This window comes from Streptomyces achromogenes subsp. achromogenes (assembly GCF_000720835.1).
Lineage (GTDB): Bacteria > Actinomycetota > Actinomycetes > Streptomycetales > Streptomycetaceae > Streptomyces > Streptomyces achromogenes.
On record NZ_JODT01000035.1, the window covers coordinates 22635 to 38777 of the forward strand.

At 72.0% G+C, this 16143-nt stretch carries 12 protein-coding genes and 2 pseudogenes; 6 read left to right on the top strand and 8 right to left on the bottom strand.

Going from position 1 to position 16143, the window contains the following annotated elements:
• Positions 1–83: 83 nt before the first annotated feature.
• A complete protein-coding gene (locus IH25_RS38705) occupies positions 84–4277 on the bottom strand; it encodes a CHAT domain-containing protein (protein WP_051754219.1) in 4194 nt (1397 codons plus the stop codon).
• A gap of 278 nt (positions 4278–4555) precedes the next feature.
• Positions 4556–5362 (bottom strand): SDR family oxidoreductase, encoded by an 807-nt coding sequence (locus IH25_RS0129985; RefSeq protein WP_030617606.1) that lies wholly within the window; start codon positions 5360–5362, stop codon positions 4556–4558.
• Positions 5363–5425: 63 nt separating this feature from the next.
• Between IH25_RS0129985 and IH25_RS0129990 the strand changes: the two genes are divergently transcribed.
• Complete coding sequence (locus IH25_RS0129990; protein ID WP_030617609.1) at positions 5426–6211, top strand: helix-turn-helix domain-containing protein; 786 nt, start codon at positions 5426–5428, stop codon at positions 6209–6211.
• A gap of 76 nt (positions 6212–6287) precedes the next feature.
• Here the strand turns inward: IH25_RS0129990 and IH25_RS0129995 are convergent, their stop codons facing one another.
• The gene (locus tag IH25_RS0129995; RefSeq protein WP_030617612.1) at positions 6288–7211 is read right to left on the bottom strand and encodes an alpha/beta hydrolase; all 924 of its coding nucleotides are present in this window, start codon (positions 7209–7211) and stop codon (positions 6288–6290) included.
• Between the two features lie 43 nt (positions 7212–7254).
• On the opposite strand from IH25_RS0129995, the gene IH25_RS0130000 reads away from it, so the two are divergent.
• Complete coding sequence (locus tag IH25_RS0130000; RefSeq protein ID WP_030617617.1) at positions 7255–7731, top strand: MarR family winged helix-turn-helix transcriptional regulator; 477 nt, start codon at positions 7255–7257, stop codon at positions 7729–7731.
• 488 nt (positions 7732–8219) lie between these two features.
• Here IH25_RS0130000 and IH25_RS0130010 read toward each other — a convergent pair whose 3' ends face one another.
• Positions 8220–8963, bottom strand: coding sequence for an AraC family transcriptional regulator (locus IH25_RS0130010; RefSeq protein WP_037655889.1), 744 nt, complete (start codon positions 8961–8963; stop codon positions 8220–8222).
• Positions 8964–9017: 54 nt separating this feature from the next.
• Here IH25_RS0130010 and IH25_RS37925 point away from each other — a divergent pair.
• Positions 9018–10209 (top strand): annotated as a pseudogene (locus IH25_RS37925) (MFS transporter).
• Positions 10209–11357 carry a trans-sulfuration enzyme family protein gene (locus IH25_RS0130020; protein WP_030617623.1) on the top strand — a complete coding sequence of 383 codons (1149 nt, stop codon included), beginning with the start codon at positions 10209–10211 and terminating at the stop codon, positions 11355–11357. The pseudogene IH25_RS37925 and the gene IH25_RS0130020 overlap by 1 nt, the downstream one beginning before the upstream one ends.
• A 137-nt stretch (positions 11358–11494) precedes the next feature.
• On the opposite strand, the gene IH25_RS43225 is transcribed toward IH25_RS0130020, so the two are convergent.
• From IH25_RS43225 to IH25_RS0130040, 4 genes are all read right to left on the bottom strand, one after another.
• Positions 11495–11719 (bottom strand): helix-turn-helix domain-containing protein, encoded by a 225-nt coding sequence (locus IH25_RS43225; RefSeq protein ID WP_030617625.1) that lies wholly within the window; start codon positions 11717–11719, stop codon positions 11495–11497.
• A 139-nt stretch (positions 11720–11858) separates the two neighbouring features.
• Positions 11859–12938: a protein kinase family protein gene (locus IH25_RS0130030; RefSeq protein ID WP_030617627.1), complete on the bottom strand. Its 1080-nt coding sequence runs from the start codon at positions 12936–12938 to the stop codon at positions 11859–11861.
• 38 nt (positions 12939–12976) lie between these two features.
• Positions 12977–13276 carry a DUF3592 domain-containing protein gene (locus IH25_RS0130035; RefSeq protein ID WP_457852785.1) on the bottom strand — a complete coding sequence of 100 codons (300 nt, stop codon included), beginning with the start codon at positions 13274–13276 and terminating at the stop codon, positions 12977–12979.
• 404 nt (positions 13277–13680) lie between these two features.
• A complete protein-coding gene (locus IH25_RS0130040; RefSeq protein ID WP_030617631.1) occupies positions 13681–14142 on the bottom strand; it encodes a hypothetical protein in 462 nt (153 codons plus the stop codon).
• Positions 14143–14581: 439 nt separating this feature from the next.
• Between IH25_RS0130040 and IH25_RS40075 the strand changes: the two are divergent.
• Positions 14582–14875 (top strand): annotated as a pseudogene (locus tag IH25_RS40075) (FAD:protein FMN transferase); the annotation flags it as partial.
• 187 nt (positions 14876–15062) lie between these two features.
• Positions 15063–16007, top strand: coding sequence for an SDR family oxidoreductase (locus tag IH25_RS0130045; RefSeq protein WP_051754222.1), 945 nt, complete (start codon positions 15063–15065; stop codon positions 16005–16007).
• Positions 16008–16143: the final 136 nt, after the last annotated feature.

The following is a 16143-nucleotide window of genomic DNA, read 5'->3' on the forward strand; positions in this document are numbered from 1 at the left end:
CGGCCCCGCGCGTCCGGGTGCAACCGGGTTGCGGGCAGGGCGAGTTGCGGTGGCAGTCGGTCCGAGCCGGTCGCGTCACCCCCTCACTGGCCGAGGTGGGTGAAGCCCGCCCACCCCCGCAGGTCGTCGGGGTCCACGGTGCCGGCCTGGCGGGCCAGTTCGGGCGGCATGGAGGCGGGAGGACGCCGGTCGGGGTCGAGCATCCACAACTGGGCGAGCCGCAGTGCCACGGCCGGGCGCGCACCCTCCGCGTTCAGGTAGTGGTGCACCATGAACATCAGGTACGACGTGGCCGCGTCCGGCACCGGCCACAGCGAGCCCAGCACCGACCTGGCCCCCTCCACGAGGAACGCCGTGGACAGCGTGAACGCCTCGTCGTAGCCGCGCCCGGAGACATGGGTGGTGCAGGCGGCCAGCGACACCAGCCCCAGCCGGCCGGGCCGGTTGCGGTGCTGAGCACGCTCGGTGAGCTGTTCGGCGGCCAGGGTGCCGCCCGCGAGGTGCAGCCGCGCGGTGCGGGCCGCCGCGTCCCGGGGTACGTCGGCGTGACAGGCCAGGTGCAGCACCCCGCCCGGGGACAGACCGCGCAGCCGCAGCCAGCCGAGCACCTGTGCCGGAGTGCCGGTGCCGCTCGACGTGCCCGACTCGTGCCGGCCCAGGTACGGCGCGCCGCGGTAGAAGGCGGCGTGCAGGGCGGCGGCCTCCCGGCCCGCGTGGGGCAGGTCCCCGGTCGGGTTGCCGACGACCAGGCCCGGTGCGTCGCGGGGAACCGGCTCGCGGGCGACGACCTCGCAGAACAGCCGGGCCGAAGCGGCATACGAGATGACGGCGTCCTGGACGGCGTACCGGTACCGGCCGCCCGGCGCAGGTCTGCGGGCCGCGTGCCAGGGTACGGCGGCGAGGTGTCCCATCGGCACCAGCACGACCTTGGGGGGTTGGGTGGCGCCCTCGGCCCGCAGGTGCGCGAGGAGCGGTTCCAGCACGGCCTGCGACGCCCAGTCACAGAGGTCTTCCAGCGTGCGGCGTCCGATGTCCCGGCCGCCGGCGGACGGCGGCGGCCCCGCGTCGGCGGGCCCCATGTCCCGGTCCGCGGGGGTCGGGCCCGGGCCGAGGTAGGAGGTGAGCGCGGGCGCGTCGGCCGTCAGCTGTGCCAGGTACAGCAGGCTGGTGCGGCCGTCGGCGTGGACGGTGACGGCCGAGCCGCCCTGGCCGGATCCCGTCCGCTCGCCTGGCACCAGGTACACCATCGCGTCCGCTCCGGTACGGCGCAGTGCCGTGGCGATGTCACGGAGGGAGGGCGGGTTGAGCAGGTCGCCGGGACGAGTGAGCGGCCCCGTCGTACCGGCACCGTCGGCCGGCGGACCGGAGATGGCATCGTCGGTGCCCGACGCGAGGTCCTCGGTGCCCGACACGAGGCCATCAGTACCGGACACGAGATCGTCGGTGTCGGACGTGAGGCCGTCCGTGCCGGCCAGGACCCGTAGCGCCCGGTACCGCAGGTCGCCGGAGATGTCACCGGCCGGTGCGAGGTCATCCGCGCCGGCCGCCGTACGCCACTCGGCGGCGAGGTCGGGGCGGCCCGCGGCCGTCAGCCGTTCCGGTACCGTGCCGGCCGCCGAGGCCGCGTGCAGGACGAGTCCGCGGCCGGAGTCCAGTGCCCGCACCGCTTCGTCCGGGCAGCCGTCGGCGATGCACCAGCGGGCCACCGTCAGGGCATGGGCGGCGGACAGGGAGAGGGCCTCGGTCGTGTACTGCGCACGGGACTGCAGCAGGACCTGCCAGGCGTGACCGCGCAGGGCCCGCAGCCCGGCCGCGCGGCTGCGGGCGAAGTGGGCGGCCGGGTCGCCGCGTCCGGCCAGGCCGGCCGTGCGGTAGGCGTCGGCGAGCTGCATGACTGCCAGCGCCCATCCGGAGTGGCCCGGATGGGTCAGCAGCCGCACGGCCGTCTCGGACCAGCGGACGGCTTCGTCCAGGTCGGTCTCTTCGCGGCCCGCACGGTATCTGCGCAGCCGGAGCAGGGCCAGGGCCTGGGCGAACCGGAACCGATTCCCTCCGTCGGCGCGGGGATGCGGCGGTGCGAGGGCTTCCTCCAACAGTGCGATGGCGTCGTCGATCCGGCCGGCCTCCCGGCCTTCCAGGACCCGCAGGCCCAGTGCGAGACCGGCCAAGCCCCGGGCCTCGGCACGGTCCGCCGGTGGCAGCGGCACCGATGCGTACCGAACCCGGTCGATGTCGATGTCCTCGGACGGCGGCTCGGCTCCGGGAGCGAGGAAGCGCTGGGCGGAGGTCAGCGCGTCGAGCAGGGCGGCCGCCCTGGTCCGTAGGGCGTCGTCGGCGGGGAGCCTGTCCCGGGCGTCGCGCAGGTCGGCCGCCGCCGCGGCCAGCCCGGCGACGTCGTGCACGGCGAACGCCTGGCGTGCCCTGATCAGGGCGTGCTGCACCGCCGCGCACACACGCGTGTACGCCGTCACCGACTGATCGGCGCGCAGGACGGCCAATGCGGCGGCGGCCTCGGCGAGGGCGTCCTGCGTGCCCCGCACCTGTGCCCGGAAAGAGAGCGCGTTGACGCGCCAGACCTCCCGGTTGCCACGCAACACGGCGTCCTCCGCCGCGTCGTCCGTCCCCGCGTCGGTGTCCGTCATGGCGAGGGCGATGTCGAAATGCTCCAGCGCGACCTCGACCCGCTCCAGGTCGTGGGTCTGACCGGCCTCGGTCATCACCGCCTGTCCGGCCACCATGTGCAGGCTCGCCCGCACGGGGTCGTCCTCGGGCAGGGCGTCCATGGCCGCGCGGATCCGCTCCCGCACCTCCTCGGCGGTGGGCCGGATGCCCAACTCGCCGAGGAAGGGCGCGAAGAAGGCCATCAGCATCAACGGCAGCCGGCGCAGGGCGGGCACCGCGGCCGTGTGCTCGCAGCGCTCGATCACCCTCTGCAGGTCCTCGCCCCCGGATCCGACACCCGTCAGACCCAGCGATGGCAGCTCCCCCGCCCCGTCTTCGCCGGTCTCCTGTCCGCTCGTGCCCGGCTCGGCCATGGTCTGTCGCAGGGCCTTCGCCGCCTGCCGGCCCGCGTGGACGACGGGGTCGCCGGGCACGTCCGGCAGATGTCCCGCGCGTACCCGTACCTCTCTGACGTAGCCGCGGGTGGCTTCCACGAAGTGCCGTAACCGGGGCGGGCACGCCGCGAGGGTGTCGGTGTACGCGTCCTCCGTGGCGCGCAGCGCCTCCGCGTCGAGCGTGCCGAGCCCGACCAGTTGCCATCCGGCGGCCAAGGACATCAGGGCGATCCAGCGGTCGGGGGCGTCCACGGGCCACCGCTCGGCCACCTGCCGCAACACGGCGAGCGCCCGTGACGCGTCCTCGGACCGCGTCTGCTCCCCGGCCCGTTCGCACAGCAGCATGCCGTACTTCCTCAGCAGCGGCAGCGGGAGTTCCGCCAGCTCGGGGCTGTCGAGCGGCAGCCGGTCCAGGTGCGCCAGGGCGAGCGCGGCGTCGGCGCGGTCGCGGTGTTCACGAGCGTCCGGCAGACGCAGGAGCAGGATCCGGGCGAGCTGGACGCGGGCGATCGGGAACCAGGCGTCCTCGCACTCGGTGGACTCCTCCCCCTCCTTCACTGCCCGCCGGATCTCGGCGAGCGCCCGGTCACAGTCGGCGGTGGCGCCGGTCAGGTCGTAGCGGCGGGCGTATTGCCGGCCGTAGTGGAAACGGAAGAAAGCCTGCTGGCCCATGGGCTCGGGCACGCCGTCGAGTGCCTCGCCGAGTTCCGTGATCGCGGCGTCGAGGTCGGCCGGGTCGTTCAGGCAGCAGTAGCGGGCTCCGTAGGCGACGCCCAGCCGGGCGCGGACCTGACGGGTGATCTCCTCGCCCGGGGCGAGGACGGCCGCGGCGGTCTCCAGGTGCCGGACGGGCTCCACCAGGAGGTCGGCCTGCTGCTGCGGGGACATCCCCGGGTCCGAGGCCGCCTCGTAGCGGTACCAGTGCAGTTGGCCGAGGATGCCGCGCCATTGGGGTGCGTCGAGGTGGCCGGGGTCGTCGCCGAGCGCCTGGTCGACGGCGGCGATCGCGGCTTCGAGATCGCGGGGATCGCCCTGGCGGGTCGCCAGCTCCGCGAGCCACAGGGCCGTCATCACCCGCGTCGCCGAGGCATCGGGGTCACCGCCCGGCGGGTGCCCGGCCAACTCGGCACGAGCCTTGGCGACCCATTCCCTCAGCTCCTCGTCCGACACTCCACCGAGGTCCCCGTCCGCCTGGTCCCGTTCGGCACCGCCGTCCCGCATCCCCGTACTCCGTCCCGCATCCCCGAACGCCGTCCCGGAGCGGCTTCGCCCCCGAAGACCAGTGAACCTCAACCGCTCGATTTTTACGGGTAGTCGGCGGGTCGTCCTCCGGGTGAATCCCGGGTCTTGACGGTCTTCGAACCACTGGGACGCCCTGTTCCTGTCCGGGCGGCGCGCGGACGGACGCAGCGGCTGCCGTCGAGGCGTGCCGTACTCGATGCCGGTGACCAGCAGGTGACGCGCGGGGGGCGCGGGCGGCGCGGGGTGCTCCGTGCCGGTCACGCGCGGGAGGCGAGGTGCCGCCATTCGTTCCATGTGTCGAGCCGCTTCCGATAGGCCGCCTCGACCACCGGATAGGGGTAGGTGCCGAGGAAGAGCCGCAGGGGTGGTTCGTCGGTGTCGACGAGTTCGAGGACGACGGCGGCGGTGCCTCGCGCGTCCTGGGGTGTGCGGGCGGACGCACCGGCCCGGCGCGCGGCGCGGACGGGTTCGTAGGCGGGCAGCGGCTCGGTGTGCACCGCGGAGGCGCCCGACCAGTCGGTGCCGTAGGGGCCGGGTTCGACGAGGGTGACGTTGATGCCGAACGCAGCGACCTCCTGGGCCAGGGCTTCGCTCATCCCCTCCAGGGCCCACTTGGAGGCGTTGTACAGCCCGAGCGTGGGGAAGGCGGCGAGACCGCCGAGGCTGGAGACCTGCAGGATGTGGCCGCTGCCTTGGGCCCGCAGGTACGGCAGGGCCGCCTGCGTCACCCACAGCGGGCCGAACAGGTTGGTGTCGAGCTGCGCGCGGGCCTGTTCTTCGGTGGTTTCCTCGACCATGCCGAACAGGCCGTAGCCCGCGTTGTTGACGACCACGTCGAGGCGGCCGAAGACCTCGGCGGCCCGCCGCACCGCGGCGGTCACGGCGGAGCGGTCGGTCACGTCGAGGCGGAGCGGGAGGACGGCGTCCCCGTGGGCGTCGCGGAGGGGCCGCAGGGTGTCGAGGTCACGTGCGGTGGCGGCGACGCGGTCGCCGCGGTCGAGAGCGGCTTCGGCCCAGATACGGCCGAAGCCGCGGGACGCGCCGGTGATGAACCAGGTCTTCATGGCATCGAGCCTGCGCCGTTCGCGCCTCGGCAGCCAGCACCCTTACAGGGTTACCCTCGCATCATGGCGGCCGACAATCTTCTGGGAGACTTCCTCAAGGCCCGGCGTGGACGGGTCGCTCCGGCGGACGCGGCGATACCCGCCGGCGGACGCCGCCGGGTGGCAGGACTGCGCCGGGAGGAACTGGCACGGCTCGCCGGAATCAGCGAGCCGTACCTGGTCCGGCTCGAACAGGGCGTCGACCGGCACCCCTCACCCCAGGTGCTGCGCTCCCTCGCGCAGGCGCTGAGGCTGGACGCCGACGCCTGCGCCCACCTGCACGCCCTCGCCGGTCCCGGCCCCGTGCCGCCGTCACGGACCGAAGTCTCCGCGGACGTGCACCGGCTGCTCGACGCGTGGGCGGACCGCCCCGCGTACGTCCGCGACCGGGGCTTCGACGTACTGGCGGCGAACAAGAAGGCCCGTGCGCTCGCCCCGATGTACGAGCCCGGGAGCAACCTGGTCCGAGCGGTGTTCCTCGACCCGGCGTCCCGCCGGCTCTTTCCCGACTGGGCGGAGGTGGCCGCGCAGACCGCAGCGGCCCTGCGCGCCGAAGCCGACCCACGCGACCCCGGGACCGTCCGCCTGGTCGCCGAGCTGGAGACGGACGAGGAGTTCCGTCGTCTGTGGCTGCGGCACGAGCCACGGCCCGCCCGGGACGAGCTCAAGCGCTTCACGCACCCGGTCGTCGGCGGCCTCGTCCTGCGCAGGCAGGCGCTCACCGTCGGCGGCGCCGAGCAACAGGTGATCATCGTGTACCAGGCGACGGCCGGAAGCCCGTCCGAAGCGGCCCTGGCGGCTCTTGCCTGACGCGCCGGGCGGCTGCGCTCCTGCTCGTCGTGGGTGGACGGGGTGATCCCAGCCCGAGTGCGGACCGGGGCTGAACCTACGTCGCCGACACGCTTGCCGCGTTCCCGGCGCGAAGACGCTGACCGAGGAAGAGAGCCGCGCGGTCCAGTGCCTCGTCCGCCTCGTCCAGGATGCCGGCGAACGACTGGAAAACGTGCGGCACGTCGGCGGTGACGTCCAGGATGACGTCCACCCCGACCGCCCTCCCCCGCGCGGCAAGGCGCGTGGAGTCGTCCAGCAGGATCTCGTTCGTGCCCACCTGGATCAGCATGGGTGGGAAGCCGGTCAGGTCGGCGAGGACGGCCGGGCTGAGCAGGGGCTGGTGGGGGTCGGCTCCCGCCAGGTACATGGCCCCGGTGTGTTCAACGGCCTTACGGGTGAAGATCGGGTCGATGCCTTCCTTGGTGTCCATGCTCTCGCCCGTGCGGGTGGCGTCGAGGCCAGGGGAGAACGCCACGATGGCGGCGGGCAGTGGGAGGCCCGCGTCACGGGCGGCGAGGCAGGTGGTGACGGTGAGGCCGCCGCCGGCCGAGTCGCCGGCGAACGCGATGGTCGAGGGGTCCATTCCTGTGTCGAGGAGGGCGCGGTAGGCGTTCAGGGTGTCTTCGATCGCGGCCGGGAACGGGTGCTCGGGGGCGAGCCGGTAGTCCACCGAGTACGCCGTGAAGCCGGTCCTGGCCACGAGCTGTCCCGTCAGCGGCAGGGCGGTCTCGGGGGAACCGAACACAAAGCCGCCGCCGTGGAAGTACAGGATCGTCCCGGCGCGGGGTCCGTTGCCCGGCTCGACATGCAGGGCGGAACGGTTGCCGAGCGTCGTCTGTGTGACGCGGATGCCGTCGGGCACGATCATCCGGGCCATCAACGCCTTGAAACCGGCACGCAGTTCCTCGACCGACCGGGGACCCTCGGGTCGCGGCTGCCGCATCATCGCGTCGATCCGGGCACGCTGTTCCTTGCTCATGGGTATGCTCCCGCCGTAGGTAGCTTCCACTACACTATATGCCATGGCATATAAGTTGAGCGGTGACGGAGTCGACCTCCCCGGCTTCTTCTCCGATCTGGTCCGCTGCGAGACGCGTCTGTACAACGCCCTCAACGACCGTCTCCGCGAGCGGCACGGAATCGTCACCTCGCAGTTCGAGTTCCTGCGCTACCTGCGCGACCACCCCGGGGCCCGCGTGGCGGACCTCGCCGCCGAGTTCGCCATCGGCGTCGGCGCGACCAGCAAGAGCGCCGACCGCCTGGAGAAACAGGGATGGATCGTCCGGCAGCCGAATCCGTCCGATCGCCGCTCCTCCCTGCTGGCCCTGACCGCCGACGGCTCCCAACTCGCCGACGCGGCGGAGGAAACCTTCACCGACACACTCGCCGCGCTGATCGGAGACACACTCGACGGCTCCTCGGCCGCGGCCGCCGTCCGGGCCCTCTCGAAATTGCGCTCCGTACTCGAACGCGACCAGATCGGCACGCCCACAGGCTGACGGCCCCCCGGTCCCGGGCGGGCGGACACACCCGGCCTCCGGCCCGCACGGGGACAACACCTTGCCGGAGTCCCGCCGGCACAGCAGGAACCCGGTGAGGGTTCGGAGAGGTGCGGTGTTCACCAGGGCTTTGTGATGCCTCAGTTCGCCAGGTGGCAGGCAACGGCGGCCGTCAAGGGGGCCGCCGGTGCGGTAGAAGCCGCGGTCGCCGTAGAGTCCCGGGCGGAAGGTGGTTGCAGCGGAGATCACCATGCAGTGGATCAGGACGTCCTGGACGAACCACTCCAGGGGCGGTAAGGCCGCTGCCGTCAGGAATGCGGCGCCAACGGGGTTCCTGGTGTCACCGGTGCCGGCTTCCTTCGCCCAGGTCATCCGGATGTCCGCCTACGTCGCCGTCAACAACCTCGCGTGAACGCCTACGAAGTGCACCGGGCCCTGGCCGTTCCGGCGCGGGAGTTGGCAGCGGCCTGCCGGGCGCGGTGCGTCGGTCAGTCGGTCGGGTGGGCGCCCGGTGTGTGGCCGAAGGTGCGCCGGAAGACGTCGATGAACGCGCTGACCGACGACCAGCCGCACCGGTGTGCCACGGTGGTCACCGGTTCCTTCTCGGCCAGCAAGATCAGCGCGCGCTGAAGCCGCAGCTGGGTGCGCCACTGGGGAAAGGTCATGCCGAGGTCGCTGCGGAACAGCCGGGACAGCGTGCGGTCGCTCGCGCCGACCCGGCGGCCCAGCTCGGCAAGGGTGCGGGGGTCGGCCGGATCGGCCAGCAGGATCTCGCACAGCGCACGCAGCAGCGGTGTGGCCGGCGTGGGCAGGTGCAGCGGTTCCTGGGGAGAGGCCCGTAGTTGGTCGAGCAGTACCGCGCGCAACCGGGTCCGTTCCGGGCTGTCGTCGTCGGGTGTGTGGGTGTAGGCGATGATCAGTTCACGCAGCAGCGGACCGACGGCCAGCACGGTCGGTGCGTCGAGGTTGAGGGGGTTCTCGGCCGCGGGCAGTCCCACCAGATGCAGTTCGAGTTCGCCGTGGGCCTGGTGCGCATGGACGACGCCGGCGGGTACCCAGATGGCGCGGGTGCCCGGGGCGACCCAGGAGCCCGCGCTGGTCGTGACGGCCAGCACTCCTCGCCCGGCATAGACGATCTGGTGGTCGTCGTGCCGATGGGCGTCGATCGCGCCGCCGGGTGCCAGCCGCTGGGTGCGCGTCGGAGCGACCGGCTCATGGCGGATTTCCGTCATCATCCGGCAGTTTATCGGAAGCGCGACACGAAGACGGGTCCGGACCATGGTGGGGTGCGAAGGAATGCGTCGATCACCCTGCTGTCCGTCGGGCACGCCTGCGTCGACATCTACCAAGGTGCCGTGGCGGCCCTGGTGCCGTTCCTCATCGACGAACGCGCCTACCCCTACGTGGTCGCCTCGGGCATCGTGCCGGCCGCCTCGCTGCTGTCCTCGGTGGCGCAGCCGGTGTTCGGCGCGCTCACCGACCGCTGGGGCCATGCCCTGGCTGCTGCCGGCCGGCACCTTGCTCGGCGGTGTCGGCATCGCGCTGAGCGGACTGGGCGGCTCGTACGCGCTCACGCTCGTGTGCGTCGCGCTCTCGGGCCTCGGCGTGGCCGCCTACCACCCGGAATCCGCCCGTGTCGCCCACATCGCCGGCCAGGGCAGCCACCGGGCCATGGGCTGGTTCTCCACCGGTGGGACGATCGGCTTCGCGCTGGCCCCGCTCATGGTCTCCGCCGTGGTGGCCTCCGGGGCACTGAGCCGGACGCCGCTGCTGGTGCTGCCGGCCCTCGCCGGTGCCATGTTGTGCCTGCCCGTGGTGCGCGACCTGCGGCAGTGGCAGGCCGACGGAGCCGGTACGTCGGTGCCGGCCGGAAGCGACGACATCGCCTCCTTCGTGAAGCTGTCCTTGGCCGTGGTCTTCCGGTCGATCGCGTTCGCAGGTCTGAGCACCTTCGTCGCGCTTCTGGGCGGCGGCGCGGCCGTCGGGACCGCGGCCCTGACCGTGCTCTACGGAGGCAGTGCGATCGGCTCGGTGCTGGGCGGATTTCTGGCGAGCCGCTGGCACCGGGTGCCGGTCTCCCGCTGGTCGTACCCGATCTCGTCCGTGACCATCGCGGGGGTGGTGTGGGTACCGGGCCCGGCGGTCTACCTGTTCGTGGCCCTGGCGTCGGTGAGCTTGTACGTGCCCTTCTCGCTTCAGGTCACGCTCGGCCAGGACTACTTGCCCTCCCGGCCGGGCACCGCCGGCGGGATCACCCTCGGTCTGAGCGTCAGCGCCGGTGGCCTGGCCAGTCCCGTCATCGGCGGCCTCGCCGACGCCACGTCCCTGCGGACCGCCCTGGTGCCGCTCGTCCTGATGCCTCTGCTGAGCCGAATGTTCTTCCGCGACCTGCCCGAACCCGCCGCACCGCCGGACCCGCGTCAACACCACGTCGGATTCGACAAGCGCCATGTCATTGCTCACCGAAGGACGATCTGATGGACATGCAGACCCTTGTGATTCACGCCGCTAGGCAGACTGCGGCCGCCGCGCACGCGGTGAACCCTCCGCTGGTACGCACCTCGACCACCGTGTTCGACTCGTACGACGCCTACAAGCGGGCGCAGAGCGAGCTGGTCTTCGACGGTCCGCGCTACGGCAGATCCGGCACGTCGACGACCTTCGAGCTGCAACGTGCCATGGCCGAGCTCGCGAACGCCGAGACGTGCGTCGCGACCGGCAGCGGGCTGGCGGCGATCACCGCCGTGCTCGCCGCACACGCGGGTCCCGGACGCCACATCCTGGTGAGCGCGGGCGTGTACGGGCCCACCCGGGTCTTCTGCGACAAGGAACTGGTGCCGTCCGGAACGGACGTGGAGTACTTCGCCCACGACGCCGACGTATCGGCCCTGCTGCGCGACACGACGAGCCTCGTGTTCGTGGAGACCCCCGCGTCGCTGACGATGGAGATGTGGGACGTACCCGCCATCTGCGCGGCGGCGCACGACCGAGGCGTCCCCGTCGCATGCGACGCGACCTGGGGAACACCGGTCTTCTTCGACGCGCACGCGCTCGGGGTCGACATCTCCGTCCATGCCGCGACCAAGTTCATCAACGGCCACTCCGATCTCCTGCTCGGACTCGTCACCGGAACCTTCGACGCCCTGGCCGGCGTTCGCGCCTACTGTGACCGCAGCGGCACCCATGCCGCCCCGGACACCTGCTGGCTGACACTGCGCGGACTGCGCACACTGGCCGTGCGCATGGAACGCCACCAACGCTCGGCCCGCACCGTCGCACAGTGGCTGCGGTCACAGCCCAGGGTTCAGCGCGTCCTCTTCCCCGCGCTCGAAACCGATCCCGGTCACAAGCTGTGGCGCTCGCAGTTCTCCGGTGCGGCAGGTCCGTTCACCGTCGAGCTGGCCCCGTGCAGCGAAGCGACGTTCACCCGGTTCATCGACCGTCTCTCCCTGTTCAGCCTCGGCACGAGCTGGGGCGGGTTCGAGAGCCTGGTCATGCCCGCCGTACCCCACCATCTGCGGGCCCTCGCCATCCCGGCGGACGCGCCCCGACTGGTTCGCCTCCACATCGGACTGGAAAACCCCCGAGACCTCTGCGACGACCTGGCCTCGGCACTTACCGCTTGAACGGAGCCGGACGGGCCAGGCGGCCTGGCGGTGCCGTGCGATGGGGCGGCGACAGCCGGCCAGCCGGGGCCCGTCCCCGCGCCGGGGCGGCGGGTCGCCTGCCGCGGACGGCGGGCCGCCGCCCGGCGCGGAGACGGCTACCGGCCTGAGGGGACGGCCGGGCCGAGGCGCCGCTGCGGTTGCTCCCCGCCACGGCCGCGCAGGGATACGTCCGTCTCGGTGAGAACGCGGTGGACGAACCCGTACGACCGGCCGTAAGCCTCGGCGATGGCCCGGATGGACCTCCCGCCCTCGTACTGCTCCTTCATCTCCCGCGCGAGCTTCTCACGCGCCGCACCAGTGATCTGTTCACCCTTCCGCACAACTCGTCTCCTTCCGTGATCCGTTCCCCGGTCTTGATCGTCGTGTACCCCGGAAACGGCACGACGCCTCCGACCGTCGCGTTCCTCCGCCGGCGGCCACCGCACGAGAGCGGCTCCCGCGACATCTGCTACGCGCCGTTCACTCCGGCGCTGACACGCCGGCCAGAGCTTTCCGGACCTCATCTGCGGGGAAGGGAGTGCGCCTCGTCTCCGTAACGAGTCGATGGGCGAAGTCGTCCATGACGGCGGCGTGCGGGGCATGTCGATCGATGATCGCCGTGATTCCGGGAGAAACACCGTCGGGGCGGCGGCCTGCGATCCATTCGCGCAGAAAGGTTGCGAATTCCGTGTCGCCGCGCAGGGCCTGGGGCAAGTGATGGCGCAGCAGATGCCACGGTGCGTAACATCGGTCGTACACGAGGTGATCAGCAAGAAAGGCCGCTTCTTGAGCCGAGAGCTCGAAGTGGCGGCTGAGTGCGAGCCCGAAGTCCGCGAAGTACACCTGTCGGCCGTCGGTCAGCAGGTTGGCGAAGTGTGCGTCGAAGTGCACCAGCCCACGTGAACTCATGAACTCGGTTCCTCGCAACAGGGCGTCTTCCACCCACAGGTAGGAGGAGTCACCTTTGGGCTCCGTACCAGCCGCCCCACTTGGGTCGTTGAGCCAGGCCGCGAGTGTCCGAGGCACGTGCTCCAGGAAGAGCACCAGGCTGAGGGAGGACTTTCCGATGGCTTCCAGCCGATGACGTACGGCAGGCGATCCCTCCCAATGCGCGACGGCCCCCTCGACGCCTCCGAACTCGTCAGCGAAGTCAGCTGGAGGCCGGTCCGGCAGAACCCGCCAGTGATACATGAGCGGAAAACCGGCGAACTCACCCTTCAGCACCCAAGTGGTGGTCATGACGTGGGCGGCCAGTTCCCGCCAAGCCCCGAACCCTGCCGAACCCACCCCGTACTGGTAGTAGAGAGGGAGTTCGAACAGGTTGGCGGTGGAGCGCACATGCTCCGGCCGCGACTCGATGTCCGTCAGTGGGATCCGCTTGACGAAGACAGGCAGTCCCGCGACCTCCATCTCGCCCCGTCTGCCACCGATGCCCGAGCCCAGTGCCGGAGCGGCAGCCACCGCGTCGCCGAGCCTTCGGTCGCTGAGCAACGAGAGCTGTGCTCCTACGGTCGCATGGGCGGATACACGCGCGGCAAGTAGTGGCTCGGTCTTGTCCATGGGTAGCTCCTGCCTGACATCACATCGACCGCCGCCGATCATGCCAGGACGAGGAGGACCAGCAACGTGCCTGCTGTGAGCGCTGTCCCCACCCCGGCGAAGAGCAGGTGGAACGGCTTGGAATCCCAGCCTCGGATCTCGAAGCGGCGGGGATTGTCCGGGTCGTACAGGACCGTGACGGAGCTTCCGGTGCCGAAGCCGGGGAGAACGGTGCCGCGGCCGAACGCGGAAGGGTATGTGCACGCGCGTCCGTCCCGGGTGGTCCAGGCGACGACCGGGTGGTGGTACTTGGCTCCGTCGTCGTCCCGCCTGGTGTCAAGACGTACGACTCGCCCCACCGCGGTGATTCCGTTGCGGCGAAGCGCGCCGGCGCGGCGAAGTCCGTACACGCCGACGCCGAGGAAACTCACCCCGATCACCATCGGTATGAGCAAGAAGAGCCATTCATGTTCCATGTGGTGTCCGACGTCCCGGCGGCCTCATTGGTTGCCGTTCTGGCAGAGGTTCGCCTCTGTGGCCTTGCCGGGCATGGACATGGCCTCCGCCGCAGATCAGGGCGGCGCTCCAGGAGCCTGCTGAGCGCCGGGCCGGTCCGTCGGCACGATGGGAAGCCCTCTGGATGTCGACGGCGCTCCCAAGGGTCGGGGCCAGTCGGCTTCGTGGCACCGCGCGTAGGGGAACGCGGTGCCACGGAGCGCACGTGAACGCCTCGCCAGAGCGAGGCGAAGGGGGTGACCGGCTGTCAGTCCTTGAGCTTGTACTCGCAGGGCTTGGGCGACTTGCCGTCCTGGTTGTCAGCGACCTGCTTGCCGTCGACCTTGATCGTGCACGGGGCCGGCTTGAGCATCCCGTCCGGGCCCTTGACCGAGCCGGGCACCACCGACACCAAGACGCCGACCTTCAGCTCGGCACCCTCCAGCTGCATGGACTCCGTCTTGGTCCAGGGCAGCGTCACCTGTTCGAAGTGGTTGCTGTTGCCATTCCACATGATCTGGGCCGCGCCCGTGCCGCCCACCTCGAAGACCACCTGATGCGGAGCACCCTTCGTCCCCGACGCGGAGCCCTTCGCCTCGCCGCTCGCCGAGGTGCTCGGTGAAGCCTCGTTCGTCTTGGCCGGGCTGGCGTGCTTCTTCTCGCTGCCACACCCGGTCATCACGACCGCCGCCGCGAGCAGACTGATGGTGAGGGTTGCTGTCTTGCGCATGTGCGTATCTCCCCGTTGTCGAAGATCATTGTTGGTGCAGTAGAAGACCGTAGATCATGGCGTCACGCGGGTGGATACCGCCTCCCTCGGGCCGGCGCGCTGGTCACAGGGCGTTTCTGGCTACTCGCTCGCGCCGCCGCGCCACTCGCGCTGCTCGCCTCGGCCCTGCCGGGCGGGCCGCGCCCGGAGACGGTGACGGGCGCCTGGTGGGCACGCCTGCCCGCCTCACTCGCGATGCGCCGCGACGACGGTTCGCCTGGTACCGGCGCTGCGCACCCGTCGCGGCCCACCCGGCCGACCCGGCCGACCCGGCCGACCCGGCCGACCGCCGCGGCTACCGGCGGGTTCGACGTGGCTCCGGCGAGCCCGCCATCTGCACGTCCCCGCCTCCGCCGACACGCACCCCGCCCACCCCGCGGGGAGTGGGTCGGCGGCCCGCGGTCTCGCGGCAGTGATCTCGGCGGCGGGCGCGGAGGAGCTGTCGGCGACCTCTGTACGGCCGAGCGGGGCACACACATCATGGACCCGCGCACCGGGCGGCCGACGGTGCCGAACCTGGCCGTGGTAACCACGTCGGCCCGGCTGACCTGGACAGACTGCCGGGCCACGGTGCCGTTCGCGATGGGCTCGTGGGCGGGCCCGGCATGGCTGGAGCCCTGCCGGGAGGGGAGCGCTGCTGATCACGTCCGGTGACGGGGCGCGGTGCACCGAGGGAGCGGTGGTGCGGTTCGGTCCGAACCGCCGTGCACGCATCCCGCACCGCGCGGAAGGCGGCGACGCGGGCCACGGCTCCGGAGACCGGTGTGCGCGTACGAGGACGCCGGGACGGGTACTCGTGGTCGTCCGCGCGTGTCGGCGGCGCGGGATGTCCGTGGACGTCCGGTGCCTCACCCGCGCGCCGCCCGGAGCGAGGTACAACCATGGTCCCCATCTCAGGGCCGCGGCCCGGCACCGCGGTCTCCGGCGACTCGGTCCTGCGGGGCCGCGTCGCCGTCGTCACCGGTGCGGCCCGCGGGATCGGCGAAGCCCTGACGCGCCGCCTGTCCGCCGCCGGCATGCACGTCGCGCTGCTCGGCCGCGAGGCCCAGACCCTGCGCGCCGCCGCGGCCTCGCTCCGTACCCCGAACCTGTGCTTCGAGTGCGACGTCACCGAACCGGACGCGCTCGACGAGGCCGCGCGGCAGGTGGCGGACCGGCTCGGGGACGCGTCGGTGGTCGTCGCCAACGCGGGTGTCGCGGCCGGCGGCCCCTTCCGGCTGACCGACGCCGGCCTGTGGCGGCGTGTCATCGACGTCAACCTGGTCGGCTCCGCCAACACCGCCCGCGCCTTCCTGCCACAGCTCACCCGCACGCACGGCTACTTCCTGCAGATCGACTCCACCGCCGCGTTCGGCGCGGCCCCCATGATGAGCGCCTACTGCGCGTCCAAGGCGGGCGCGGAGTCCTTCGCGCAGGCCCTGCGCGGCGAGGTCGAGCCCGACGGGATCGCCGTCGGCATCGCCTACCTGCACTGGACCGCGACCGACATGCTCACCGGTCTGGACGAGCACCCGGTGCTGCGTGCCCTGCGCGCCCACCAACCGTGGTTCGCCCGCCGGGTGCACACGTCCGAGCGGGTCGCCGACTGGCTCGCGGCCGGTGTGGAACGCCGTGCGGCCCACGTCTACGCCCCGCCCTGGCTGCGCTGGTGCCAGCCGTTGCGTCCGCTGTTCCCCGTACTGGTCACCCGTGTCGCCCGCCGCGAGATGCGCCGTATGCCCGCCGCCGGCTTCGCGGCCGGCACGGGGGTCATGGGCGTGGGCGGACGCGCCGACTGGGAGGCGTACGCCGCCTCGGCGGGCGAGGGGTCCGCTCCGCCACGGTAGCGAGTACGCCGGCGCGGGCCCGGTACACCCGGTGGCGGACGAGTGTCTCCCCACGGGACATCCGGGCCCACGGGACATCCGGGCATCGGACTCGACTTTCCGCGGACTCGGGCCGGGTGGGCAGGGGTGTCCTCCG

What these genes read in the sequence shown, in the direction of transcription:
- IH25_RS0130040 (WP_030617631.1), bottom strand. Translation starts at nt 14,142, where the DNA reads ATGCGCAAGACAGCAACCCTCACCATCAGTCTGCTCGCGGCGGCGGTC.
- IH25_RS0129985 (WP_030617606.1), bottom strand. Translation starts at nt 5,362, where the DNA reads ATGAAGACCTGGTTCATCACCGGCGCGTCCCGCGGCTTCGGCCGTATC.
- IH25_RS0130030 (WP_030617627.1), bottom strand. Translation starts at nt 12,938, where the DNA reads ATGGACAAGACCGAGCCACTACTTGCCGCGCGTGTATCCGCCCATGCG.
- IH25_RS0130010 (WP_037655889.1), bottom strand. Translation starts at nt 8,963, where the DNA reads ATGACGGAAATCCGCCATGAGCCGGTCGCTCCGACGCGCACCCAGCGG.
- IH25_RS0130000 (WP_030617617.1), top strand. Translation starts at nt 7,255, where the DNA reads ATGGCATATAAGTTGAGCGGTGACGGAGTCGACCTCCCCGGCTTCTTC.
- IH25_RS0129995 (WP_030617612.1), bottom strand. Translation starts at nt 7,211, where the DNA reads ATGAGCAAGGAACAGCGTGCCCGGATCGACGCGATGATGCGGCAGCCG.
- IH25_RS38705 (WP_051754219.1), bottom strand. Translation starts at nt 4,277, where the DNA reads ATGCGGGACGGCGGTGCCGAACGGGACCAGGCGGACGGGGACCTCGGT.
- IH25_RS0130045 (WP_051754222.1), top strand. Translation starts at nt 15,063, where the DNA reads ATGGTCCCCATCTCAGGGCCGCGGCCCGGCACCGCGGTCTCCGGCGAC.
- IH25_RS0129990 (WP_030617609.1), top strand. Translation starts at nt 5,426, where the DNA reads ATGGCGGCCGACAATCTTCTGGGAGACTTCCTCAAGGCCCGGCGTGGA.
- IH25_RS0130020 (WP_030617623.1), top strand. Translation starts at nt 10,209, where the DNA reads ATGGACATGCAGACCCTTGTGATTCACGCCGCTAGGCAGACTGCGGCC.